The 26,633-nt window shown below is 39.3% G+C and carries 23 protein-coding genes; 15 read left to right on the top strand and 8 right to left on the bottom strand.

The genetic code is table 11. The annotated features are described in order from the left end of the window. Positions 1-41: 41 nt before the first annotated feature. Complete coding sequence (gene mce, locus KO513_RS11330) at positions 42-443, bottom strand: methylmalonyl-CoA epimerase (RefSeq protein ID WP_215913461.1); 402 nt, start codon at positions 441-443, stop codon at positions 42-44. A 71-nt stretch (positions 444-514) separates the two neighbouring features. On the opposite strand from mce, the gene rbfA reads away from it, so the two are divergent. Further along, on the top strand, positions 515-907 hold the full coding sequence (gene rbfA / locus KO513_RS11325; RefSeq protein ID WP_215436869.1) for a 30S ribosome-binding factor RbfA: 393 nt from the start codon (positions 515-517) through the stop codon (positions 905-907). Between the two features lie 2 nt (positions 908-909). After that, positions 910-2,103, top strand: a complete 1,194-nt coding sequence (locus tag KO513_RS11320) for an ABC transporter permease (protein ID WP_215913460.1) — start codon at positions 910-912, stop codon at positions 2,101-2,103. Between the two features lie 11 nt (positions 2,104-2,114). On the opposite strand, the gene dusB is transcribed toward KO513_RS11320, so the two are convergent. Next, complete coding sequence (gene dusB / locus KO513_RS11315; protein ID WP_215913459.1) at positions 2,115-3,110, bottom strand: tRNA dihydrouridine synthase DusB; 996 nt, start codon at positions 3,108-3,110, stop codon at positions 2,115-2,117. Positions 3,111-3,324: 214 nt separating this feature from the next. Here dusB and KO513_RS11310 point away from each other — a divergent pair, with 214 nt between their 5' ends. Genes KO513_RS11310 through KO513_RS11300 form a run of 3 tightly spaced genes read left to right on the top strand, consistent with a single transcriptional unit; the run spans position 3,325 to position 5,655 of the window. Further along, entirely contained in the window at positions 3,325-4,107 is a 783-nt protein-coding gene (locus KO513_RS11310) for a prolipoprotein diacylglyceryl transferase family protein (RefSeq protein WP_215913458.1), read from the top strand. Then, a complete protein-coding gene (locus KO513_RS11305; RefSeq protein WP_215913457.1) occupies positions 4,079-5,473 on the top strand; it encodes a radical SAM protein in 1,395 nt (464 codons plus the stop codon). The genes KO513_RS11310 and KO513_RS11305 overlap by 29 nt, the downstream gene beginning before the upstream one ends. Further along, positions 5,470-5,655 carry a hypothetical protein gene (locus KO513_RS11300; protein WP_215436858.1) on the top strand — a complete coding sequence of 62 codons (186 nt, stop codon included), beginning with the start codon at positions 5,470-5,472 and terminating at the stop codon, positions 5,653-5,655. Before KO513_RS11305 ends, KO513_RS11300 begins: the two co-directional genes overlap by 4 nt. A 9-nt stretch (positions 5,656-5,664) precedes the next feature. On the opposite strand, the gene KO513_RS11295 is transcribed toward KO513_RS11300, so the two are convergent. Continuing rightward, entirely contained in the window at positions 5,665-8,067 is a 2,403-nt protein-coding gene (locus KO513_RS11295; RefSeq protein WP_215913456.1) for an outer membrane beta-barrel protein, read from the bottom strand. A 99-nt stretch (positions 8,068-8,166) separates the two neighbouring features. Then, positions 8,167-8,574: a hypothetical protein gene (locus KO513_RS11290; RefSeq protein ID WP_215913455.1), complete on the bottom strand. Its 408-nt coding sequence runs from the start codon at positions 8,572-8,574 to the stop codon at positions 8,167-8,169. Between the two features lie 90 nt (positions 8,575-8,664). Here KO513_RS11290 and KO513_RS11285 point away from each other — a divergent pair, with 90 nt between their 5' ends. Beyond that, positions 8,665-9,846: a helix-turn-helix domain-containing protein gene (locus KO513_RS11285; RefSeq protein WP_215913454.1), complete on the top strand. Its 1,182-nt coding sequence runs from the start codon at positions 8,665-8,667 to the stop codon at positions 9,844-9,846. Positions 9,847-9,947: 101 nt separating this feature from the next. After that, positions 9,948-11,744, top strand: a complete 1,797-nt coding sequence (gene lepA / locus KO513_RS11280; RefSeq protein WP_215436848.1) for a translation elongation factor 4 — start codon at positions 9,948-9,950, stop codon at positions 11,742-11,744. A 48-nt stretch (positions 11,745-11,792) separates the two neighbouring features. Here lepA and KO513_RS11275 read toward each other — a convergent pair whose 3' ends face one another. Further along, positions 11,793-12,158, bottom strand: coding sequence for a hypothetical protein (locus KO513_RS11275; protein ID WP_215913453.1), 366 nt, complete (start codon positions 12,156-12,158; stop codon positions 11,793-11,795). 244 nt (positions 12,159-12,402) lie between these two features. Between KO513_RS11275 and KO513_RS11270 the strand changes: the two genes are divergently transcribed. Next, entirely contained in the window at positions 12,403-12,636 is a 234-nt protein-coding gene (locus tag KO513_RS11270) for a GTP-binding protein LepA (protein ID WP_215913452.1), read from the top strand. Positions 12,637-12,647: 11 nt separating this feature from the next. Here KO513_RS11270 and KO513_RS11265 read toward each other — a convergent pair whose 3' ends face one another. Beyond that, positions 12,648-14,516 carry a cation:proton antiporter gene (locus KO513_RS11265; protein ID WP_215913451.1) on the bottom strand — a complete coding sequence of 623 codons (1,869 nt, stop codon included), beginning with the start codon at positions 14,514-14,516 and terminating at the stop codon, positions 12,648-12,650. Positions 14,517-14,755: 239 nt separating this feature from the next. On the opposite strand from KO513_RS11265, the gene KO513_RS11260 reads away from it, so the two are divergent. The 6 genes from KO513_RS11260 to gloA2 all read left to right on the top strand — a co-directional run bounded on the left by KO513_RS11260 (position 14,756) and on the right by gloA2 (position 22,066). After that, positions 14,756-15,616, top strand: coding sequence for an MBL fold metallo-hydrolase (locus KO513_RS11260; RefSeq protein WP_215913450.1), 861 nt, complete (start codon positions 14,756-14,758; stop codon positions 15,614-15,616). 382 nt (positions 15,617-15,998) lie between these two features. After that, the gene (locus KO513_RS11255; protein ID WP_215913449.1) at positions 15,999-17,630 is read left to right on the top strand and encodes a S8 family peptidase; all 1,632 of its coding nucleotides are present in this window, start codon (positions 15,999-16,001) and stop codon (positions 17,628-17,630) included. Between the two features lie 6 nt (positions 17,631-17,636). Further along, complete coding sequence (locus KO513_RS11250; protein ID WP_215913448.1) at positions 17,637-19,496, top strand: M1 family metallopeptidase; 1,860 nt, start codon at positions 17,637-17,639, stop codon at positions 19,494-19,496. An 88-nt stretch (positions 19,497-19,584) separates the two neighbouring features. Then, positions 19,585-19,980, top strand: a complete 396-nt coding sequence (gene rnpA / locus KO513_RS11245) for a ribonuclease P protein component (RefSeq protein ID WP_215436830.1) — start codon at positions 19,585-19,587, stop codon at positions 19,978-19,980. A 49-nt stretch (positions 19,981-20,029) separates the two neighbouring features. Beyond that, positions 20,030-21,661 carry a S41 family peptidase gene (locus tag KO513_RS11240; protein WP_215436828.1) on the top strand — a complete coding sequence of 544 codons (1,632 nt, stop codon included), beginning with the start codon at positions 20,030-20,032 and terminating at the stop codon, positions 21,659-21,661. An 18-nt stretch (positions 21,662-21,679) separates the two neighbouring features. After that, positions 21,680-22,066: an SMU1112c/YaeR family gloxylase I-like metalloprotein gene (gene gloA2 / locus KO513_RS11235; protein ID WP_215913447.1), complete on the top strand. Its 387-nt coding sequence runs from the start codon at positions 21,680-21,682 to the stop codon at positions 22,064-22,066. Between the two features lie 8 nt (positions 22,067-22,074). Here gloA2 and KO513_RS11230 read toward each other — a convergent pair whose 3' ends face one another. After that, complete coding sequence (locus KO513_RS11230) at positions 22,075-22,869, bottom strand: 3-keto-disaccharide hydrolase (RefSeq protein WP_215913446.1); 795 nt, start codon at positions 22,867-22,869, stop codon at positions 22,075-22,077. A gap of 40 nt (positions 22,870-22,909) precedes the next feature. Beyond that, on the bottom strand, positions 22,910-24,016 hold the full coding sequence (locus KO513_RS11225) for an acyltransferase family protein (protein ID WP_215913445.1): 1,107 nt from the start codon (positions 24,014-24,016) through the stop codon (positions 22,910-22,912). A 169-nt stretch (positions 24,017-24,185) separates the two neighbouring features. Between KO513_RS11225 and KO513_RS11220 the strand changes: the two genes are divergently transcribed. Further along, positions 24,186-26,609 (top strand): glycoside hydrolase family 95 protein, encoded by a 2,424-nt coding sequence (locus KO513_RS11220; RefSeq protein WP_215913444.1) that lies wholly within the window; start codon positions 24,186-24,188, stop codon positions 26,607-26,609. The last annotated feature ends 24 nt before the right edge of the window (positions 26,610-26,633 follow it).

Genomic DNA, 26,633 nt, shown 5'->3' with positions numbered 1-26,633 from the left:
TACTACTTATTTTTTGGTGGTGCAAGCTATTTTATAAGCTACTACATTATTTCTTGACATAATTCTATCAACACCCCATTACTGCTCTTGGGGTGGAGAAAAGCAACTAGCTTATTGTCAGCGCCTTTTTTAGGTTTTTCATTGATCAAAGTAAAGCCTTCCGCCTTTAATCTTTCCATTTCTTTTTCAATATCGTCTACAGCAAAAGCTATATGGTGCATTCCTTCTCCATTTTTACTTAAGAATTTAGCAATAGGGCCCATGGGTTCTATAGATTCCAAAAGTTCTATCTTACTTTCCCCTGTTCTAAAAAAAGACGTACGCACACCTTCACTGGGCACTTCTTCAACTTTATAATGAGGTTGTCCTAAGAGCTTTTCAAAGCGTTCGTTGGCCGCATCTAAGTCGTGTACCGCTATGCCTATATGCTCTATTTTTTCCAATTGAAATGTAAATTTTGTCCGTATCGGTGTTTATCCCCCTAAATTACGCTATTTCTCCGTATTTTTGCAGTATGGAAACACAACGACAGAAAAAGATTGCGGGGGTCATACAGGAAGATATCGTAGATATTCTACAACGTGCCGCCATTGACGGAGGTTTGAAGGGTACGTTGATTTCGGTTTCGAAAGTTTCGGTAACTACGGATCTCTCTATTGCCAAAGTTTATATTAGTATTTTTCCCAACAAAGATGCCAAGGAGCTCATGGAGGGTATAAAATCCAATCAGCCATTAATTAAACATGAATTGGCACAGCGTACCAAAAATCAATTAAGACGGGTTCCCGAACTATTGTTCTTTTTGGATGATTCCCTTGATTATATTGAAAATATTGAAAAGTCATTAAAAGGCGAAGAGAACCCAATTGAGAACAGGGACCTTTTGGACAAAAGAAAAAAGATGTAAGGTTGAATTTTCCGTTCTACATCGCCAAGCGCTATGTTCGTTCCAAAAGCAGTCAAAATGCCGTAAACGTCATTAACTTTATCACTTTTTTGGTAACGGTAATAGGCTCTGCAGCCCTGTTTGTAGTACTTTCCGGATTTGCCGGACTTAAAACCTTTAGTCTATCCTTTAGTAATACTTTTGACCCAGATCTAAAAGCTTTGCCCGCAACGGGCAAATTCTTTTCCATTACTCCGGAACAAGAAGAGCAGCTCTCCCAAATAGATGGCCTTGCTTTTTATTCCAAAGAACTGGAGGAAAAAGTATACCTAAAACACCGCGAGAAAGGACATATTGCTTTTATAAAAGGTATAGATACCAATTACACTCAGGTTACGGGTATAGATAGTACTTTATTGTACGGCACTTGGCGCATCAATAGCCAAGAAGCGGTAGCCGGAATTGGTGTGACAAATATTCTGGGGGTAACCATTAATCAATACCGTAACCCTCTGGTGGTGCTGGCTCTAAAACCGGGTAAGGGCTCACTCACTCAAAAATCCTTAAAAACTAAATCGCTTGTACTTAGTGGTGTCTATTCCGTAGAAGAAAATTTGGATAAAAAATACGTTTTTGCCCAATTGGCCGAGGTGCAACAGCTATTGGAAAAGAAACCCAATAAAGTTTCCGGAATAAATTTTAAGGTGAAGGATGTATCACAATTGGCCGGTATTAGGACTAAAATTGCAGGTATATTTGGCGATAAAGCAATTTTAAAAGACCGACAGGAGCTTAATAGTACTTTGCACCGAATGCTCAACACGGAAAACTTGGCAACTTACCTCATTTTCACCCTAGTTTTGGGCATTGCCCTTTTTAATGTAGTGGGCGCCATTATCATGATGATCCTGGATAAACTGCAAAACCTAAAAACGCTGTACAGTTTGGGCACCACGCTTAAAGAACTGCGCCGTATCTATTTTGTACAGGGCGTGCTGGTAACCGGCTTAGGCGGACTTATTGGTGTGGTAACGGCATCCCTGTTAATATGGTCCCAGATTGCCTTTGGATGGCTAAAAATTACGCCATCACTTGCCTACCCGGTAGAATATCAGTTTGTAAATGTTCTGATCGTTTTTGGGACTATATTTATTTTGGGGATAATTGCCTCTAAGATAGCTAGTAGCAGGATTACCAAAAAAATGATATCTATTTAATTCTTCTGTGTTTAGGAAGTAAACTGATAGTCGCCAAACTTCTCTAGCACCTCGTCAAACGCTTGAAAAACATCAACGGAATCATCACTGGTTACCATTTTCATTCGGTATTCCTTAAAGTTGGGAATACCTTTAAAGTAATTGGTATAATGCCTTCTGGTCTCAAAAACACCTAACTTTTCGCCTTTCCAATCAATGGCCATTTGCAAATGCCTTCTAGCCGCTTCTACGCGCTCGGGCATGGTAGGCGGTGCTTTGTGTGTTCCGGTTTCAAAGTAATGCTTTACTTCATTAAAAAACCATGGATAACCAATACTGGCACGTCCGATCATGGCTCCGTCCAACCCATACTCATCACGCATCTTCATTGCGGCTTCGGGAGAATCTACATCTCCGTTACCAAAAACGGGAATATGCATGCGCTGATTATTCTTTACCTGGGCAATAGGTTTCCAATCGGCCTCACCCTTATACATCTGTACCCTGGTCCTACCATGAATAGCAATGGCCTTACAACCCACATCCTGCAGACGTTCGGCCACCTCAACTATTTTAATGGAATCACTGTCCCACCCCAACCGCGTTTTTACGGTTATTGGTAGTTTGGTGTGTTCTACCATGGCTTTAGTAAGCGATACCATTAGATCTATATCCTTTAGTATACCGGCTCCGGCACCTTTGCTCACCACCTTTTTTACCGGGCATCCAAAATTAATATCGATGATATCCGGATTGGACTTCTCTACAATCTCTACAGATTGTAACATACTATCTAAATTGGCACCAAAAATCTGGATACCTACGGGTCTTTCCTTTTCATAGATATCCAGCTTCATAACGCTTTTGGCCGCATCACGAATCAATCCTTCCGAAGAAATAAATTCGGTATACACAACATCGGCTCCTTGCTCTTTACAAAGGGCTCTAAATGGTGGGTCGCTTACATCTTCCATTGGCGCTAAAAGCAACGGAAAATCAGGTAGTTGTATGTCTCCTATTTTGGGCACTGCATTCTAATTTTGGGTTGCAAAGTTATATAAAAATACGGGAAGCGCATTACTTAGGCTTTTCGATAAATTCTGTGGTTTTACAGGCTATTATTGCTTGTGAAAATACTTGTTTATAGAAACGGTGTAAATTAGTATCAAAATGAAGTCTTCATATACGCTTCGAATTATATTTCAATCTTTAATTTTAAAATAAAGCACTGACAATAATTTCATGACCCATACGCTACTTATTGTCTCGCTACCTTTTGAGCCTATTGTATTTGGAATAAAACTGAACATGCACCTTATTCTGGAGTACCTAGCGTTTTTTGTAGGGTTTAGATACTATGTATTTTCTCGTAAGCATGGCGTTGATACCATTTCCTCAAGCAACCGTCTAACTATAATTATTGGGGCCATTTTTGGAGCCTTGCTACTTTCTAGAGCAATTGCTTTTTTAGAGGAACCGTTCGTACATTACGAACAGGGTTGGATGGCATTAATGAATAACAAGACCATTATGGGCGGGCTTTTTGGTGGTCTATTGGGGGTAGAGCTTGCCAAGTTAATTATTGGGGAGAAGCAATCGTCAGGAGACCTTTTTACCTTACCTATCATCTTGGGTATAATAATTGGCAGAGTGGGATGTTTTTTGGCCGGAACCAATGAATTTACCTACGGCAGACAAACTTCATTTTTTATGGGAATGGATTTGGGTGACGGGTTATCAAGACACCCTATTGCACTTTACGAGGTAGCTTTTCTACTCCTACTTTTCATAGGACTTAAAAGAATAAAAAAGAATACAAAATCCTTAGAAAGCGGCATGCTCTTTAAAATTTTTATGATTTCTTACTTCTCTTTCCGCTTCTTAATAGAGTTTTTAAAGCCAAATACGTTTTTTGTTCTAGGGCTGAGCAGCATCCAGTTATTATGCTTAATTTGTCTTATATACTACTACAAAACCATTAGCCAAACCATTACCTATGTCCTCCAAAAACTACACTTATTATGACTTTACACTTAGCCTTTGTCCACAATGTTTACGACGCGTAGATGCTAAAATCGTTTTTGAGAACGAGAAGGTATATATGCTTAAAAATTGTAGAGAGCATGGTAGGTCTAAGGTGCTTATTGCAGACGATATTGAGTACTATAAGAACATAAGAAACTATAATAAGGCTTCTGAATACCCTAAAACATTTAACACACAAACACATTACGGTTGCCCATATGATTGTGGTCTGTGCCCTGATCACGAGCAACATTCTTGTCTTACGGTTATTGAACTGACCGACCGCTGTAACCTTACCTGCCCTACCTGCTATGCTGGTTCTTCGCCTACTTATGGTAGACACCGAACATTAGAGGAAATCAAAAAAATGTTAGATGTTATCGTTAAGAACGAGGGCGAACCAGATGTAGTTCAACTTAGTGGTGGTGAGCCTACCATACATCCTAACTTTTTTGAAATTCTTGATTACGCAAAAACCCTCCCTATTCGGCATTTAATGTTGAATACCAACGGAATTAAAATTGCAAAAGATTTTGATTTTGCGAAACGATTGGCAACTTACGCACCGGATTTTGAAGTGTATTTACAGTTTGATTCGTTGGATAACCATGTTCTACAAACCTTAAGAGGGGCAGACCTGGCAGATATTCGTCTACAAGCGTTAGACTACCTAAATGAATTGAACCTTTCCACAACATTGGTAGTCACATTACAAAAGGGGCTGAACGACCATGAAATGGGAAGCACCATAGACTTTGCCCTAAAACAAAAATGTGTGCGCGGCGTAACTTTTCAGCCCACCCAAATTGCCGGTAGATTAGAAAATTTTGAAGTAGATGAAAACCGTATTACCTTAACTGAAGTACGTAGAAAAATTTTAGAACAATCGCCCATTTTTGAACCAGATGACTTAATACCCGTACCCTGTAATCCCGATGCCTTGGTAATGGCTTATGCTCTAAAATTGGGAGATGAGGTAAACCCGCTAACTAGGTTCATCAACCCAGATGACTTATTAAACGAAGGTAAAAACACCATTATTTACGAGCAAGATGAGCAACTGCACGGCAAAATGATCGAGCTTTTTAGTACAGGCAATTCCGTTGAAAAAGCATCGGAAAACTTGAAAAGTATTATGTGTTGTTTACCTGAAATTGACGCCCCGGAACTTGGCTATGACAATCTATTTCGTATCATTATCATGCAATTTATAGATGCCCATAATTTTGATGTTCGCGCCATTAAAAAATCTTGTGTGCACATCGTGAACAAAGACTATAAAATCATTCCTTTTGAAACTATGAACTTATTTTACAGAGATGATAAAATAGAACGATTAAAGGAATTACAAAACGAAACGGTATGATTACGCTTGTATTTCTAATGATAGGACCTCCTATAATTTTCTTGATTTTGGGCATTGTAGGTTTGGCGAGAAAGAACAAAAAAACGGCTAAGATTTTCTTTATTCTAACCGGTGTTTATCTACTTATAAGCTTTGGTACTTGCGGAATTATGCTGAGTAATTTTAGCTTGGATACGAAGTAACCCGCAGATTTAGATCCGGTTGCGCTCATCAACCCTTTTAGACTTCTTATTGTCTCGCATTTTAGAATTACCAAACCTATAACGTAAACCCAGAACAAACAATCTGTTCTCTCCTCTTTTAAAGGATGTTCCGTTTTGATCTTGGTAATTTCTGGTGTTTAGCTGGTTGCCTTGGTTAAATATATCCTCAAGCCCCATAGACACACTAAGCTTCTTATCGTAAAACGTTTTACGCAACATTAAATTTATTGCTCCAAAAGGGTCAAATCTAGAATTCCCCGAAAGCAGGGCAGAGGTATAGACAAAATTAAGGTCTGCAGTAAGAGATCGGTCTTTTAAAAGCGAAAAATTGTTGCTACTGCGTATAAACCAACTAAACTGATCCAAAGATACCTGATTGCTGGTACTTAGGTTATTGAACTTAAAGGTTTCGTCATAGAAACTGATAAGAACGTAACTATTATAAAAATTGGTAAAATTCTTATTGAGCGAAAAGTCTATTCCGTACGCCGTTTCTTGGTCTAAGTTGGAAGAAATAAAGCGTAATAAGTTACTATCATTATTCTGAAAAATTAACTCGCCTAGTCCGTTTTTTTTGTTTTTGTAGAAAACCTCAACTGTATAAGTATCATCAAAAGTATAACCGCCCGCCAAATAATATCTGGTTGCCGGTAAAAGTTCCGGGTTTCCCTCAATGGTAGAAAACGTACTTTGGAAAGTTTGAAAAGGGTTGATGCTGCTGTATCTTGGCCTTGTGATCTTTCTAAAGTAATACAGGTTAAAATCGTGCTTATCATTTGGTGTATACTGTATAGAGCCGGAGGGGAATAGCTGAAAATTATTACGTTCACTACTCTGTCTTTCCATATCCCATTCTCCTTCTGTCTCGGCATATTCCGCACGAAGCCCTAGCTTAAGCTTCCAATGCTCCCATTTACCCGAATACTGTGTGTAGGCCGCATAAATAGATTCGTCATAGTCAAAAATACCGGATGCCGATGGATCTATACCGGGCTGGTCCCGATCAAAACCTTGCTGAAGAATGCTACTATTAGAGGCAATTCCTGCAAATCTAAGTCCGGTTTCAAGGGTACTTGCATCGCCTAAAGGCGTTAGGTAATCTCCTTGTAAGCTATACAGGTTCAGTTTTTGATAGGTTTCCGTTGTAAATTGGTTTTCCCCCGCGAGTTCTCTATCCGTATCAAAAAAAGTAGTGTTCAACAATTGTGAATCCGACTCTTCATAAAACGTAAAATGCGCATTAAAGGATAGTTGTGCTCCCTCTGTATTCAAATCTTGAATGTAATCTAAGTAGTAAGAGGTATTGATCTTTTCTCTTGTTGCATTGTTAAGGGTCTCAAAACTAGACCAGCGGCTATCCCCTACCAAATCAGTGTCTGTATCGTAAACTCTGGACTTATCAGGTTCCCAAAGGGTAATGGTCGTAAAACTGATTTTACTTTTATCGCTAATATCGTAGTCGAAAAATGTAGATAAGTTGTGCTGTTTATTGTTGCTCAAATACTCCTGTTCCGCAGACCAAGTTGAAATAGACCCATCATCTTGAGAAAAGTTAGTAATGTCCGTATAGTATATAACATCCCTATCATGGCGAAAGTTATAATTGAGCGAAAGTTGTGTTTTCTTCCCCTTAAAAAAGTGATCCGTTCCTACGGTGTGTTTGGGAAGTACACCTTGAACGTATTTATTATAGATAGCCCCATTATAGCCCGCAACAATATTTTTCTTCATTACAATATTAATGAGCACACTTTCCTCTGCGCTATATTTTGCAGGAGGGTTAGTTATGACCTCAATACTTTGAACATTGGATGCAGAGGTTCCCGATAACAGGTTTACAATATCATTGTAAGGAATGTTTATTTTTCGCCCATTGATCAATACACCTACCGCATTACTGCCCTTAACGCTTATCTTATCGTTCATGATCATAATGCTGGGAGTAACCTTTAGCACATCCCAAACATCACCATCTGAGTATGGGGTGTTCTCTACATTAAAAACCAATCGGTCTACTTTTCTTTCCAACCTAGGTTTCTGGGAGATAACCACTACTTCATCAAGGTTTTGGCCATTCTCATTTATAACCAATGGCTCTAGTTCAAGGTCTCCGTTAACAGTAATGCGTCTAAGTGGGCTTTCATTGCCTATGTAACTGGCCTTTATTAAATATTTCCCTTGGGAAATTTTATTCATCTGGTAAGTACCGGATTCATCAGTAGAAGTTCCCGTTATTAAGGTGGAATCTATTACGCTCATTAACTGAACATTTGCAAAGGCAACACTCGTATCTTCATTGCTTGTTACCGTACCCGTAAGAACAAAATCTTGGGAATAAAGTAGGCAATTGGAGAGCAGTAGGTAAAATAAGGGGCAAATAAATTTCTTCACTCAATATTAAATTCTGTTACCAAATCTAATATATTTTATGTAAAATCCTACACGAAACGATGTATTATTATGCAAGCATAGCAATTAAATCTTAAATTACTAATCAGAGCTTTTCCTATTGTGTCTTTTGTTCATTAATACTCCTAGACCTTCGCACATATCGGATGATTGTTTTCCGCCAGAGGCTACAATGACAAATTTAACCTTTAACTTATTTTCATAGTCTACCTCTATAATCGTACCCTCATCTGTAAGGGTTACCTTGTAAACTTGAGTTTTCCCGAAAAATTCCAACCAATACAATTTCTTAGTGAAATCTAAATATTCTTGTACTACTACAAATATTGAAAAACAATAAGGACATATATATGCTTCCTCTTTTGTGTGATCTGTGTATAAAAGCAAACAAATATCTTGGTTGACTTCCCCCCACTTCTTTACTTTATACAAAAACCTATCTGTGCTATTGTCTGGTGTTAACATAGAAAATGCTTGTTTGCTTTTCAAAATAGCCTTAAATTTAATAGCCTAGGCCATCACAACTGTTACGATTTCCGAAATTGTAACAACCCCGACCTCTAACCAAAACTTATTCTTATGCTAATAGACATTCTTCAGTTCGTTGGAGTCCTCTTTTGTCTTTTTACAGCATTCCTTATACGATTTAGGCTAAATAAGGAGAATTCGTTTTCTGGACATTTGTTAGCTGTGCTACTGGTCCTGATCGCACTTTGCAATAGCTTTTACCTCTTTATTGTGTATGGTGTTATTAACTATTTTCCGTACCTATATAAAATTCCCGCCCCTATTACCTACTTAATTTTTCCATTATCCTATCTCTACGTGCGAGCTGTTTTGAACGGTGAAAAGTCCTTTAAAAAGATAGATGCCCTACATTTAATACCATTTCTATTCTTTACGGTCAATTACTTTCCGTTTTACATCATGGGCCTGGATGAAAAGTCTAAAATGGTATTTGAGATTACGCAGGACTTTTCAAAAACCTATACCGGTCAAGACGGATTGCTACCTGAGTGGGTAAACATTGCTTGTAGGGCCTCCTCATCGGTTATATATTTATTATTTCAATGGCGTTTGATCAATTCGTTTTTCAGAAAACGGCAACAAGTATTTTCCAAGCAATTTGCTCTGGTGAAAAAATGGGTATACGATCTTACTATTATTCAGACCATACACAGCCTCTCTCTGGTAATCCTCTACATTGTTAATGCATTAATCGCCATTGGCTTTATACCCATGTTCCAATTTGTACATATTGTTCTTGGCCTTCTAGTTTGCTGCAGTTTTCTGTTGGTTTCCTGTTATCTGCTGTGGAACCCCAACCTTTTGATAGGTCTACCCAACTTGTACATTAAAAATCCTGATTCGGACATACCCCCGGCAATAGTAAATGTAGAAGATGTCTTGACCGAGCTTGATAACCACCTTAACCAAACCCGGGCCTTTCTTGACCCTAACCTAAAAATAGATACCCTATCTAGGGCCACCAACATACCTACAAGAAAATTAACGCATATTATTAGTGAGTCTAACTACGATAATTTTAATGATTACATCAACCAAATGCGCATTAGTTATGCTGTGGTTAAAATTGAGGACAATTACCTTCATACCTATTCTGTAGAAGCCCTTTCCGTTACATGTGGTTTCAACTCTAAAAATGCGTTTTACAGAGCTTTTAAAAAAGCCCATGATTGCACACCCGTACAATATTGTTCCAATCATTTTGGGTCATCCATCGACACAAATACCCTATAAAGTACTTTGCCCCTATGCTCTTTGATGAAACAGGATTAAAATAACGTATCTTTGCCAACTTAATGTAAAACGATTTGCTTGCCGAAATAAGCTCACCATCAATGAAGAACATTAGAAACTTTTGTATTATCGCCCATATTGACCACGGTAAAAGTACCTTGGCAGACCGTTTGTTGGACTTTACTGGCTCCGTAACCGCCCGTGAGAAAAAAGAGCAGTTGCTAGACAGCATGGATTTGGAGCGAGAACGTGGGATTACCATTAAAAGCCACGCCATACAAATGGATTACACCTATAAGGGTGAACAATATATTCTTAATCTCATAGATACCCCGGGCCACGTAGATTTTTCATACGAGGTATCCCGTTCCATTGCTGCCTGTGAAGGTGCCCTATTAGTGGTAGATGCCGCGCAGAGCATTCAGGCACAGACCATATCCAACCTATATTTGGCTCTAGAGAACGATTTAGAGATTATTCCTGTTCTGAACAAAGTAGATTTACCAAGTGCCAATCCGGAAGAAGTAACGGACGATATTGTGGATTTATTAGGTTGTGACGCAGAAGATGTAATCCCGGCCAGTGCCAAGACCGGTATTGGTATTGAGGAAATTCTTGCTGCCATCATAGAACGTGTGCCGGCACCAAAAGGAAACCCCGATGAAGCCCTTCAGGCATTGGTTTTTGATTCGGTTTATAATCCTTTTAGAGGTGTAGAGACCTATTTTAGGGTCATTAACGGAGAAATTAAAAAAGGACAAAAAATAAAATTCGTAGCTACGGATAAAAGCTACTTTGCAGATGAGGTGGGTACCTTAAAATTAACTCAACACCCCAAGCAAACTATAAAGGCAGGAGATGTAGGCTATTTGATTACAGGTATTAAGGATGCCCGTGAGGTAAAAGTTGGTGATACCATTACGGATTCCGCCAATCCTACCATAAACGCCATTGCCGGTTTTGAGGATGTAAAACCAATGGTTTTTGCCGGAATCTATCCTGTGGATACCGAAGACTTTGAAGAACTCCGTTCTTCTATGGAAAAACTTCAGCTAAACGATGCCTCGCTGGTTTTTGCACCGGAAAGTAGTGCTGCCTTAGGTTTTGGTTTTCGTTGCGGGTTCTTGGGCATGCTTCATATGGAGATTATTCAAGAACGATTGGAACGCGAGTTTGATATGACCGTAATTACTACCGTTCCTAACGTTAGTTATCATGCATTTACCAGAAAAGACCCGGATAAACCGTTAATCGTAAATAACCCTACGGACCTACCTGACCCTTCTACGGTAGATCGCGTAGAGGAACCGTATATTAAGGCTACTATTATTACTAAAGCCGATTTTGTGGGTAACGTAATGTCTCTCTGTATTGAAAAAAGAGGGATTATTACCAATCAGACATATTTGACCACAGAGCGTGTTGAGCTTACTTTTGATATGCCTTTGGCAGAAATTGTTTTTGATTTTTATGATCGATTGAAAACCGTTTCTAAAGGGTATGCTTCATTTGATTATGCTCCAATAGGTATGCGTACCTCTAAATTGGTACGTGTAGACATTCTATTGAACGCACAACCTGTTGATGCCCTATCGGCCCTTATACATGCTGATAATGCCCAGAGCATTGGTAAAAAGATGTGTGAAAAATTAAAGGAGCTTATTCCAAGACAACAGTTTGATATTCCTATACAAGCCGCAATCGGGGCCAAGATTATATCTAGGGAAACCATAAAAGCGTTGCGTAAAGATGTAACTGCTAAATGTTATGGTGGTGATATATCTCGTAAGAGAAAATTATTGGAAAAACAGAAAAAAGGTAAAAAACGTATGCGCCAAGTTGGTAACGTAGAGATACCGCAACAAGCCTTCATGGCCGTTCTTAAATTAAACGATTAAAAAAACCCTTGCTCTTAAGAGCAAGGGTTTTTTTTGAGCTAATTTTAATTATTCTTTTACAGCTATCATATAACCGTCTTCTTCAAGAGTTTTTTCTCCTAGAAGGTCGCCAATCGTAAAAGTTTCATCGGACATGTCCTCTAGGGCGTAGTTTACTAAATATCCTTCCTCTGTCTTGGACCAACTAAATGCACTCTCTTCAAGAACGTCACCATTTGTAGCATCTTTATAATTACCGGTTGCATTATTTCTAAATACCCATTCTTCACGGTAATTAGTGGTAGATTCATTAACGGTAATACTAGATTCTGAGACCCAAGTACCTACAATGGCATCGGTATCATCCTCATCTTTTGAACAACTTGTAAAGGCAACTGTACTCGCTAAAGCGAAAAATAAAAATAGTTTTTTCATAATAGATTTGGGTTGAATAAATTATACTTTAAGTAGGGATAAAACGACACGAATCTGATTATATTGCCACAATATATTAACGCAAAACCAGTTTTACTTTACCCCTGAAGCATAACATCAAGGATGAAAACGTTGCTTATTAATTCTTACGGTTATGTTATTTTTTTCTTACAAATATTTTATTGTTTGAACAATTTTTAACTTTACTTGCTGTTTAAAAGATGTAAAACTATTTCGCCCAAAGATGACCACGTATATAGCCCATTTTATCGCAAAGCATGAACAGATTCCAACAGAACAGAACTCTATATTCACATGGCAGCAAGAGAGTGGTGAAGTAGATATTAAACTTCTAGAAGATAAGATTAAAAGAGAGTCTGCGCTGCACTTCTACGCTCTGGTGGCAGATTCGAACACAGAAGTAAAACAGGACAATATTAGTATTAAGGTTATAAAAACAATGCCTTTTTCGGGCTAAACGAAATTGGTTCAATCCTCATCTTCCTGTTCAACTTCAACTTCGTCCTCGGTTTCATCAACATCAAATATTTTACCAAGATAAACCAGTCGGTATTTATTTGTAATATCTTCAAAATCCGTACTGAAACTGGAAATAATCTGTAAGTCGCCTTGTGGTGTTTTCAAGAAGATGGGTACTATATTTTCATCTGCCTTGGTAATCTCTATTAGCGCCTCATAGTGCTCTTTATCCTTTAGCTCTATTTCATGTACAGCAGGATACTTACGTGCTGTTTCCGTTAGTTTAATAAAGTCGTCCGTATGCGAGAACAGTCCTTCTTTCGGGTTGTTTTCAGGGTTGCTCATTTCATCGGCATTTACCAGTCTGTATGAACCGTTAGCTCCAAATTGCTTCCCAAAGTTACTCACCGCATATTTGTTAATATCCGAGTTACCGGTCAACGCCATAAGATATCCTACATCATTAAGCTCTATATTATCCGTTAACGAGTCTGAATAGATATTAGCGGTAAATGCTTCAAGCCCTAAAGCCTTGGCTTTACTAATATTAGTCTGGTTATTATCTATTAAAACTACATGGCGATCGTTCTTGTTCAAATAATCTGCAATAAGACGAGACGCTTTTGACGCACCTATAATCAATATTCCCTCAGATTTGGTCAAAAAGACCCCTACCGCTTTAGCGAACATACGTGCCGTAGTAGCATTTAAGAGTACCGTTCCTAGTACGATCATAAACACCAATGGGGTTATGAATTCCGCACCAGGCTCTCCTTTAGCCAAGAGTTTAGACCCAAAAAGAGAAGCAATACCCGCTGCAACAATACCTCTAGGTCCTACCCAACCAATAAACAGCTTTTCATTAAATTTTAGATTAGACCCCATAGAACTTAGAAAAACACCAAGTGGTCTAATAACAAAAACTATAATAGCAAATAGAGCTACGGTATTCCAATTGTAAATCAATTGGAGGTCTGCTATATTTATGTTTGCCGATAAAAGAATAAACAGAATCGAAATCAATAGAACGCTCAAGGATTCCTTAAAATAGAGCAGTTCCTTTATGTTGGGCAAATCTGTATTACCCATGACCATACCCATGACGACAACAGCCAATAGACCAGATTCGTGAGCAAATACATCGGACATTACAAAAACCAATAACACCGCCGAAAGCGATACTACGTTCAACAAATAATGCGGAATAAAGTTCTTTTTAATAACGAAGGTCAAAGCATGTGCAAAGGTGAAACCAAACGTAAAACCGAACAATAAAATTTTTCCAAACTCAATAAGGGCAGTAAGGGTATAGGCCTGCCCCTCTCCTACACTAATAAACTCAAATACCAATACCGCTGCCAAAGCACCAATAGGATCAATTAAAATCCCTTCCCATTTTAATACTGCGGAGATATCGTTCTTTAAAGGAATGTTTCTAAGAATAGGTGTTATTACGGTGGGTCCGGTAACAATAATCAAGGCAGAGAACAAAAAGGAAACTTGCCAACTTAAATCAAAAATAAAGTGGGCCGCCATAGCTGCGGCAAAAAAGGTAACAAGGCTTCCAACGGTAATCAGTTTTGTGATAACCGGCCCCACATTCCTAATTTCGGAACGTTTAAGGGTAAGCCCTCCTTCAAAAAGAATTATACTTATGGCCAATGAAACAAAATAGTACAGGCTTTCCCCTGGAAAAAGACCTTTGGTACTGTTCCAAATAGGTTCAATCAATTTCTGACCATCCTCTGTATAAAGACTAGCAACAGGGCCTACCAAAAGACCTATTAAAATTAACGGAAGTATAGCGGGTAGCTTAAAGCGCCATGCCACCCACTGCGCAATAATTCCCAATATAACGATACCGGCAAGTTCTACCATATGATTTAGGTTTGAACCAAAAATAGTGATTTTAATATCAGTATTTCGTCTAGAAAAACCGTTTTCCACAGTTATTTGCCCAACCAATAAACAGAAAGATACCCAGAGCTCTTAAAAAATCTCTTTAATAGTTGGTTTATAGTAGTTTGCAAAAAATTGGAGCTTCTGTTAAAAAATACCAAAGGCCAATCTATTGCCTGTTCAATTTACTAATTTGCGCGTACTCTAAAAACACCAATATGAAACTATACCCCGTAGAAACTGGAAATTTTAAGTTAGATGGTGGTGCTATGTTCGGTGTGGTGCCAAAGGCTATATGGCAACGCACCAATCCCGCGGATAACAATAATCAAATTGATATTGCGGCGCGAAGTCTTCTTATTGAAGAAGGAAACCGATTGGTATTAATTGATACCGGAATGGGCAACAAGCAGTCCGATAAGTTCTTTGGATATTACAATCGCTGGGGAAATTATTCAATAGATAGTTCTCTTAAGAAGCTAGGTTTTCATTCTGATGATATTACGGATGTTTTCTTAACGCATTTACATTTTGACCATTGTGGCGGATGCATTCAGTGGAACGAAGAGCGTACCGGTTATGAGCCAGCATTCAAAAACGCTACTTTCTGGACCAATGAAGACCATTGGAAGTGGGCTACAAAACCCAATGCTCGCGAAAAGGCCTCTTTTCTGAAGGAAAACCTTTTGCCCATGCAAGAAAGCGGGCAACTCAAATTTATTGAAAGAACATCGGACAAGTTCCAAAGCGAATCGGAATTAGGTTTCGGAATTCATTTTGTAGACGGTCATACGGATAAACAAATGCTGCCACATATTTTATATCAAGAAAAACAGTTGGTATTTATGGCAGATTTGCTTCCTACAGTAGGGCATATTCCATTGCCGTATGTAATGGGGTATGATACTAGACCTTTGCTCACTCTTAAAGAAAAAGATTTGTTTTTGAACGATGCTACCTCAAAAGGATACCATCTGTTTTTTGAACATGATGCACATAACCAGATTTGTACGCTTAAAGAAACGGAAAAAGGAGTACGGTTAAACGAACTCTTTACTTTTGATGAACTTTTTAATTGAGACCAATTGATTCAAACCCCTGAAATCCATCTAAATAATCGTATACGAAACATAAATTTTATTAACTATTTATAGTGTTGAACAATTTTTTATACCTCTATCATAAATGGTTTTACTAAAATAACTAACCGTCATATCCAAAGCATTATTCGTCTATAAATAGTTGGGCATCTTACTTAAACCTTAGATACCAGCGATTCTTTTTTCAATAAAAAAATCATAAAAGCATTATGATTTGGTTAAAAAATTGTGCCAAATCTTACCTTTGCAGCCAATTACGTTAAATTTCCGAGTCGGTTCAACGGTTAATTTAACCTTAAACGAACCTTTTATTCTTCTAAATTAAACCCCTAAAAAGAAACACTAAACTCAATTCAACTATATGACATCATTTTTTTCAAGACCTTTAATAGGCTTATCTGCAGGACTTGTACTTATGAGCTGCGGCTCAACGGCTTTAGTATCTACTCCAATAGAGAACATTGATACTACCCCATTAAAAATATCCGACCTTTCTGACACCGAGAAAAAGAACTGGGGTCATTTAGACCTTGTAGCGGACACCATTCCAGGAATGAGTGTGGATAAGGCGTACGCCGAAATTATAAAAAACAAAAAAGGAGAAACCGTTATTGTTACCGTCCTGGATTCCGGTATGGATCTAGACCATGAGGACCTTAAAAATGTGCTTTGGACCAATAAGGGCGAAAAACCAGGTGATGGTATTGACAATGACAAGAACGGTTATGTAGATGATATCCACGGATATAACTTTTTAGGCAAATCCTATAACGAACAACTGGAAGCAACCCGTATCGTTAGATTAAAATTGGGCGATGCAGCGCTTCAGGCCAAGGCAAAAACCAAGGTAGATACAGAATACGCTAAAGCATCACAACAAAAACAGCAATACGAGCAAATCTTTCAGACCGTAAAGAATGCAGATGAGGCCGTTAAAAAAGAACTAGGAAAAGATACCTACACGAAAAAAGACCTTGCCGGCATAGAGCCAAAGGATGAGGCCATGCAACAGAATGTGGGCATCTTAACACAAATGTTATCCTACGAAGATTCCATAGACAAAGTTTTGGAGCAAGTTGAAGAAGGTCTAAACTATTTTAGCGATCAGCTTAACTACAACTACAACGTAGATTTTAACGGTAGAAAAGAGGTTGGAGACAATCCTTATGATATTACCGACTTAGGTTACGGTAATGGAAATCCTCAAAATCTTGAAGAAGACGAAAGCCACGGTACGCATGTTGCCGGTATCATTGGTGCAGAGCGCAATAACGGAAAAGGGGTTAACGGCGTTGCCAACAACGTAAAAATCATGAGTGTGCGTGCCGTACCTAACGGAGATGAGTACGATAAGGATATTGCCTTGGGTATTCGTTATGCGGTAGATAATGGTGCCAAGGTCATTAACGGTAGTTTTGGAAAAGCTTTCTCCCCAAATGCTCAATGGGTGTACGATGCCATAAAATATGCAGCGGACAACGATGTACTTTTTGTACATGCAGCAGGTAACGATGGTGCTGATTTAGACAGCCCGGCAAACCCTAATTTTCCAAATGATCAAGTAAACAACGGACCTGAAATTGCCGATAATGTCCTTACCGTAGGTGCGCTAGCTTCTAAGTACGGTTCGGAAATGGTTGCTGTGTTCTCTAACTACGGTAATGTAAATGTTGATGTTTTTGCCCCAGGTGACGAAATCTATTCTACCATGCCAGGCAACGAATATGAATTTCAAGGAGGAACATCAATGGCGGCTCCTGCCGTTGCAGGTGTTGCTGCTTTGATCCGTTCGTACTACCCTAAATTGACCGCTTCCCAAGTAAAACACATCATTATGGAATCTGGCCTTGCTCCAAGAGCAAAGGTTATTTTGGGTGGAGATACCTCTAAAACTGCTACGTTGGACGAGATTTCTACTTCCGGAAAAATAGTTAATGCTTACAACGCCTTGATTATGGCGGATAACGTATCCACAGGAAAGATAAAATTATAATATACCATGAAGTATTTTTTTAAAGGAATTGCTGCCGTAATGCTCATAATGGGCCAGATGGCAGTTGCACAAAACGAATCGTATTGGCAACAGCATGTAGATTACACCATGCAGGTTGATATGAACGTTGAAAATTTTCAGTATACCGGTACTCAAAAATTAGTCTATACCAACAATTCTCCGGATGAGCTTACCCGTGTATATTATCATCTGTTTTTCAATGCTTTTCAACCCGGGAGCGAAATGGACATGCGCCTACAAAGCATTCCCGACCCGGATGGAAGAATGACCGATGAACAGAAAAATAGCCGAATTGCTATCTTAAAGGACAATGAAATAGGTTATTTACACGCTACATCGCTTACGCAGGATGGTGTTAAGGTCAATTTTGTTGAAGAAGAAACCATATTGGTCGTTGAACTGGCAAAACCAATTCCACCTGGTGGCAAAACTACTTTTGACATGGAATTTAAAGGTCAAGTTCCCGTCCAAATACGCCGTTCAGGAAGAAACAGTGCAGAAGGTGTTGCGCTTTCTATGAGCCAGTGGTACCCAAAATTAGCCGAGTATGATTTTGAAGGCTGGCATGCCGATCCGTATATTGCCCGTGAGTTTCAAGGTGTTTGGGGCGATTTTGATGTAAAGCTAACCATAGACAAGGACTATGTTGTGGGGGGAACAGGTTATCTACAAAACCCACAAGAAATTGGTCACGGATACGAAGCTCCAGGCACAAAGGTGAAAAAACAGAAAGGAAAGACCCTTACCTGGCACTTTAAGGCGCCTATGGTACATGACTTTATGTGGGCCGCAGATCCTGAGTACATTCATGATACATTACCCATGGAAAACGGGCCAACCCTTCATTTTTTGTACAAGGACGATAAGGAAATTATTGAAAATTGGAAGAAGCTTCAGCCAAAAACTGCGGAGTTCATGGAGTTCTTCAGCAAGAATATTGGAAAATACCCGTACGAGCAATACTCTGTAATTCAAGGGGGAGATGGTGGTATGGAATATGCCATGTCTACTTTGATCACAGGTAAACGAAAATTTGGAAGTCTGGCCGGTGTCACGGCACATGAATTGGCACATTCTTGGTTTCAGCATATATTGGCCACCAACGAATCCAAACATGAATGGATGGACGAAGGCTTTACCACCTTTATCTCTACATTGGCCATGAACGAAGTCATGCAAGAGAACAAGGAGAACCCTTTTGAAGGCACCTACAAAGGCTATTACAATTTGGTGAATTCCGGAAAGGAACAGCCGCAAACCACGCATGCAGACCGTTACGATCTTAATTTTGCCTATGGTATTGCCGCTTATAGCAAAGGTTCTATATTCTTGTCTCAGCTGGGTTATATCATAGGTCAGGACAAACTAATGGAAACCATTCGCAAATACTATGAAGATTTCAAATTCAAACATCCTGTACCCAATGATATTAAGCGTACGGCCGAAAAGGTTTCGGGTATGGAGCTAGATTGGTACCTAACGGATTGGACACAGACCACCAACACTATAGACTACGGCATAAAAGAGGTAAAAGAGAATGATGGTAAGACCAAAGTTTCCATGGTACGTACAGGTGCAATGCCAATGCCTTTGGATATTTTAGTGATTTATGAAGATGATACCAAAGAGACTTTTTACGCTTCATTACGTATGATGCGCGGCGAAAAAGAAAACCCTTACCCACAAATAAACCGAACGGTATTAGAAGATTGGCCTTGGGCACAATCCAGCTACAATTTTACCATAGATAAACCTTTGGCAAGCATTAAGGCTGTGGTCATAGACCCGTCTCAATTAATGGCCGATGTAAACCAAGAGGATAATGTTTGGCAGAATATGAAGTAATTGCTAACGAAAAAACCGTTATCTTTTATTCAATGATTAAATTTGCAATTGCCCCCGTTTAGCGGGGGCAATTTTATAAAATACCTTTATGCCAGAATTCACTTTCCCAAAAAAAGAAAAGCTGAAAAGTAAAAAACTTATTGAGCAGCTATTTGCCCAAGGGAAGTCCGTTTCTGCATTTCCTATAAAACTAATTTATCTTCCCACAGAATTTACCGAAGATACCCGGGTAAAAGCTGGTGTTGCCGTGCCAAAAAAGAATTTTAAGAGTGCCGTAAAACGTAATCGTGTAAAGCGTCTTATGCGAGAAAGTTACAGACTTAACAAACAATACGTTTTTAACAATAGTGAGGGTTCTTTTGCGTTTCTATTTTTATACCTTGGTAGAGAGATGCCTTCTCAAAGCAATGTAACCAAAACCATGAAAGAGGTCATGAAGCGTTTTTTGAGCAAGCATACACCGGAAAACAGACAACCAGAATAGAAATTTAGGGAAGGTTTAAGACCAAATACCCATCAAATTATAGAAAGCGATGAAAAAAATGCTAGGCAAAAAAATCCTTATTCCAGCCTTTGCAATAGTCATTTTGGTAGCAGGGAGTAGTTTCGTAAAAAGTGATTTCTTTGAAATTGCCAAGCAGATCGAAATCTTCACCACCCTGTTCAAGGAATTGAACATGAACTATGTAGATGAAACCAATCCGGCAGAACTTATGGATACCGCCATCAAGAACATGCTAGATGACCTTGATCCCTACACCAAATTTCTAAATGAACAAGATGTAGAAACGTATCGCATTAACAATGCTGGAGAATACTCGGGAATTGGTGCTTTAGTCCGTTCCTTTAAAGACCGCTTATTAATTGTAGAACCGTACAAAGGTTACCCTGCGGACAAGGCCGGACTTAAAGCAGGTGATGAAATTATTAAGATCGGTGCCATTAACGTTTCAGATTTTGACGATAATGCCAGTGAACTTCTAAAAGGCGCCAATAATACGGCTGTTGAAGTCACCTATAAAAGGCAAGGGGAAACTAAAACTGCTACCATAACGCGGGCTGCCGTAGAAGTAGATGCCGTACCCTTTTACAAAATGGCAGATGATAAAACAGGCTACATTGTACTATCTAGGTTTAACGCAAAAGCATCGGCACAGACCAAAGAGGCCCTTTTGGACCTTAAAGGAAAAGGCGCAGAAAAAATTATACTGGATCTAAGGGATAACCCAGGCGGACTTTTATCCGAAGCTATAAACGTTACCAACTTGTTTGTTGACAAAGGCGAGCTGATCGTAACAACAAAATCAAAAGTTAAAAAATTCAATACCGAATACAAGACCCGTAACAAGCCTGTGGATATGGATATTCCGTTGGTGGTCTTGGTTAATGGTAGTAGTGCTTCCGCTAGTGAAATTGTATCGGGCGGACTTCAAGATTTGGACCGTGCGGTAATCATGGGGGCACGCAGCTTTGGAAAAGGCCTTGTACAGCGCCCGTTAAAGCTAACTTACGGCACACAGCTAAAAGTTACCATAAGTCGTTATTATACGCCCTCTGGGCGCTGTATACAGTCATTGGACTATTGGAACCGGGATGAAGACGGTAATGCCGTGCAAAAGACCGCTTTTAAAGATTTTACTACGCGCAATGGTCGCAAGGTACAAGATGGCGGCGGCGTGTTGCCGGATATTGAGGTGGCTTCTACCAAAGCCAACGAGCTTACTACGGCACTTATGAACAATAATGTAATTTTTGATTACGCTACTAACTATTTCTACAAGCATAAATTAAAAGATGTATCCAGCTTTAAATTCTCCGAAAGCGATTATAAGGATTTTAAGACGTTTGTATCCAAAAGCGACTTCTCCTATGAAACCAAAACCGAGAAAACCTTAAAAGCCGCAATGACGGACCGCGAAGAGGTAATTTTTAATGATGCCATAGAAAACGATTTTAGAACGTTATTGCTGGACATCGAAAAAAGTAAAATTGTTGCTTTGGACGATTATCAGCGTGAGATTGAAAGCAAGCTTCAAGACGAAATAGTTAAACGCTACGCATACCGTGAAGGGTTATATGATTACTATTTAAAAAATGATGACGCCATTTTAGCGGCTACCGAGCTTTTAGGTAACGAAAACAAATACTGGAGCATTCTTAAATAAGCGCTTTTTACCATAACTATGGCTTTCAATAAAGTACACCACATTGCCATTATTTGTTCCGACTACCAAAAGTCCAAACATTTTTATGTTGAAGTGCTAGGTCTGGAAATTCTAAACGAAGTGTATAGGGAAGAACGGCAATCCTACAAACTGGACCTTGCCCTTAACGGAGATTATATAATTGAACTATTCTCATTTCCCAACCCACCCAAACGTCCTTCAAGACCGGAAGCATTAGGTTTACGTCATTTGGCTTTTGAAGTAGAAGATGTGAGCATAGAGCGGCAAAAACTCATGGAAAAAGGTGTAAACGTAGAACCCATAAGAACGGATGAATTTACGGGCCGCAAATTTACCTTCTTTGCAGACCCGGATAATCTTCCTCTAGAACTCTACGAGAAATAACTTTTAAATCAAGGCTTTAAATTCTTGATTTTTATGTTTCTAAAATCTATGGGCTGTCCTTCGCTCTGCAAGGCAATCATACCTTCTTTTAATAGTTTCCCGTCCTGTTTCATCTTTGGGTCATAACCTACAACCGTACCACCGCCAACCTGGGGCTTGGTGTATTCTAGAACAACTTTTCCGTTTATGATTTGTGTAACCAAGGAATCGCCTCTCACTATCAATTCCGCTTTTACCCATTGGTCTCCATAATAGGTGTCCGAAGACGACCTTAAACAATGGCTAGGATATATTTTACCCTCATACTCAATCTCCGTTCCCGGAGAACACATATTTCCAGTTGGCCTAGCTTCGCCCTCTTTTATACCTCCTAAAAATTGCATTTCTACGGAAATTGGCCAATTCTGTTCTTTCAACATGGTCCTCGGATCTTGGGAGTGGTACATAACCCCACTGTTCATTTCGGTAAAAACGGGTGCTCCAGGGTGTAAATCCCCCACAAATCTATATTCCATGCTCAGGTGAAAACTAGAGTAGGGCTTATCAAAATATAAATGACCGAACCTGTCGTTAAAATCGCCCTCATATTGGTCATAACGAACTTTGATCATACCGTCTTCGGCACGAAAGGTATCGCCAAAATTGTCGCCGGTCTCATAATGATGGATTTTTGTGGTCCATCCATCTAGATTTTTACCATTGAACATGTCCTCCCAACCCGCTTCGGTTACCGTTGTTTTAGTGGAGTTACAGGCCATTAAGGCAATAGAAGAAATAAAAAGAACAATTTTAGTGCGATTCATAATATGCGTATTGAGTAAAATTATAATTGAGATATGAGTTTTATACTTTAAAGTACACCTTATGCTTGTCCAAGAAGTAGGTAATGTACCAGAAGATGTACAGTACAAGGAAAGCATTGATCACCATGATTACTTTTTCGGAAATACCAATTGGAGCCAGCAAGCCCTCCGTCCAGATTTGTCCAAATCCCCTAAACCACTGTACGCCCACTGTTTCGGCAAAGAGATAGATAAAAATAGAGTTAGTGCCCACTACAGAGAAAATCTTAAGCCAATTCTTTTGATATCCTTTTATATCGATAAGCCAGTAGAAAAGTGTTAATGTCAAAATAGCCAAGCCACCTGATGCCAAGGTAAAAGAACTTGTTGCAATACGTTTTACGATCGGTGTGATGCCTGCAAAATCCATCGCAAAACCAAGAATTACCAAAGCGCTTCCCCAAATAAGAAATGGTTTTATTTTTTCGGCTGAAGACATATGCGATAATAAAACTTTTCCACAGATGACACCCCAAATTGTATGGGCTGCAGTAGGTATAAAGTTTACGAACACCCAGTACCCGTCATTGACTTGACCCATGACCAACATATCTATATATGAACCAAAACTCTCATGGTTCTGCGCATAGGGTGCTTCAGGATTGTAGGCGCGATATAAAATTTCAGTTAACACCAGTAACCCCAAGGATATACCGATTTGTATTTTATTAGGAAGGTTCATTATTGCATAGGCAATCAAAATGGTGAAGGCCAATTGTACCAGTACATTCCATAGTTCCCAGACTAGAGCGTGACTGTAAACACAATGCAGTAAAACACCAAAAGTGAACAACAAAAAACATCTGCGTACGATATGTTTGGTAACCCCTTTTTTATCTCCTGAGGCTAGTCGTTTTCTTAAAGAAAAAGGCATGGCCACCCCAACAATAAACATGAAAAAAGGTTGAATTAAATCCCAAAACCAGAGTCCGTTCCATGGGTGATGATGCAATTGGTGCGCCAAACCTGAAAAAGCGGTACCCTCGGCCAGTTCAGAAAAATTATGGTGAAAACCTGCTGCTTCGGCAATCAATAAAAACATGGTAAGACCTCTAAAAACGTCTAAGGAAAAAAGACGTTTTGATACATTTTCGGCTAGTTGAGACATACGTTGGTTGGATAGGGTTAGAATTTCAGCCGCTGGGGATTTTTTTGATTAATGCAAAAAATTGGGCCGTTTGGGTTGAAATTTGCCCTAATTTAGAAAAAATAATACCATTGTGGTTTATGAATTGCAGCTATCTTGCTACCGTTTAATTCTACATACCTTCATTTTCATGTTAACACCGTTCATTAGTTGGATAAAAAAGGCCACCGTACTATCTATATTTTTTTCGCTGGTTACAGTAATCTATGTTTCGTCACAATCTGCAAATACACTTTGGTTTGATCGGCCAGCCGAACATTTTGAGGAAACCTTGGTTCTAGGTAATGGAAAAGCGGGAGCATCAATCTTTGGCGGTATTGCTACGGATTCTATCTATCTGAACGATGCCACCCTTTGGAGCGGTGAACCCGTAGACCCAAATATGAGTCCAGAAGCGTATAAAAACGTTCCGGAAATCCGCGAAGCGCTAAAAAACGAAAACTATAAACTTGCTGATTCGCTGCAAACGAAATTACAGGGAAGCTTCTCTCAATCCTACATGCCTTTAGGTACCGTATACTTAAATTTTGAACATAAGAACCAGCCCACCTCCTACCACCGTCAGCTTGAATTAGAAAAAGCGCTTTCTACGGTAACGTATAAGGTAGATGGCATCACTTTTACTCGTGAGTATCTTATTTCCCATGATGAGCAGGCCATGGTCATTCGCCTAAAGAGCAGTAAAAAAGGAGCGCTTAATTTTAATATTGGATTTAACAGTTTGCTTAAATATGAGGTTACGAGTAACGAATCTACTCTAGAAGTAAGTGGTTACGCCCCTTATCATGTAGAACCCAGTTACCGCGGTAAAATTCCGAACCCAGTTCAGTTTGACTCAAATAAAGGAACACGTTTTACATCACTTTTTAAAATACAGAATACGGACGGAGAATTGGAAAGCACAGACAAATCGGTTGCCTTAAAAAATGCTACGGAAGCTGTTATTTATATTTCAATGGCCACTAGCTTCAACGGATTCGACAAAAACCCCGCTACCGAAGGTGCCGACCATAAAGCAATTGCTGCCTCACAACTTTCAAAAGCAAGCTCAAAATCTTTTGAGTCTATATTGGACACCCATCTTAAAGACCATCAAAAATATTTTAACCGAGTACATTTAAACCTTGGAGAAACTACTGCGAAAGACCTGCCCACAGATGAGCGTTTAAAACGCTATGCTAAAGGCGAAGAAGACAAAAACCTGGAGGTACTCTATTTTCAATATGGTCGGTATTTGTTGATTTCTAGTTCAAGAACACCAAATGTACCTGCCAACTTACAGGGTATTTGGAATCCGTACATAAGACCGCCATGGAGCAGTAACTACACTTTAAACATCAATGCCGAAGAAAATTATTGGCTAGCAGAGAATGCTAACCTTTCTGAAATGCACCAGCCTATGTTGGGCTTTATTGAAAATATAGCCAAGACAGGAAAAGTAACCGCCAAGACCTTTTACGGGGCCGGCGGATGGGCCGCATGCCATAACTCGGATATTTGGGCAATGAGTAATCCTGTGGGCGACTTTGGTGAAGGTGGAATCAATTGGGCCAACTGGAATATGGGCGGAACCTGGTTAAGCTCGCATTTATGGGAACACTATACATTTTCTCAAGATTTAGATTTTCTACAGGATAAAGCCTATCCCTTACTGAAAGGAGCCGCAGAGTTTTGTTTAGAATGGTTGGTAGAAGATAAAAATGGAAACTTGGTTACTTCACCGGGAACATCACCCGAAAATAAATTTATAACTCCAGACGGATATGAAGGTTCAACCTCGTACGGTTCAACATCCGACCTTGCCATGATCAGGGAATGTTTTCAGCAGACCATAGCAGCATCAGAAACCCTAAAAACAGATGTGGAGTTCAGAACTCGACTAAAAAAGGCACTGGCCAAACTATATCCGTACCAAGTAGGAAAAAAAGGGAATTTACAAGAATGGTATCATGATTGGGAAGATGTAGATCCCAAACACCGTCACCAATCGCATTTGTACGGCTTGTACCCTGGGCATCATATCAGTCCGGAAAAAACACCGGAATTGGCAGATGCCACAAGGACCACTTTAAACATTAAGGGAGATGAAACTACAGGATGGTCAAAAGGATGGCGTATTAATCTTTGGGCTCGCTTATTAGATGGAAACCGAGCGTACAAACAATATCGTGAACTGTTGCGTTATGTTGCTCCAGATGGTGTACGTGCTTCCTATGAAAAAGGAGGTGGAACGTATCCCAACCTGTTTGATGCACACCCACCTTTCCAAATTGACGGGAATTTTGGCGGAGCCGCTGCAGTAGTAGAAATGTTGGTACAGTCCTCTATGCAAGAGATTCAGCTTTTACCTGCTTTGCCAGATGTGTGGGCCAATGGCTTCGTTGAAGGTCTAAAAGCTCGTGGAAATTTTGAAATTGCCATTACTTGGAGCAACAAAGTACCAACTAAAGTAAAAATACATTCCGCTACCGGAGGAGCTACCGTTTTAAAACACGGAAGTAAACAGAAAGAGGTTACTCTAAAACCCAATGAAACAGTAGAATTTGATTGGTAGAAATTTCATTGCACCCTAGTTTTC

The sequence above is a fragment of the Zobellia sp. B3R18 genome (assembly GCF_018860715.1).
Classification (GTDB): Bacteria; Bacteroidota; Bacteroidia; order Flavobacteriales; family Flavobacteriaceae; genus Zobellia; species Zobellia russellii.
Note: the sequence above shows the minus strand (reverse complement) of the source record. Positions and strands in the feature narration are given on the sequence as shown.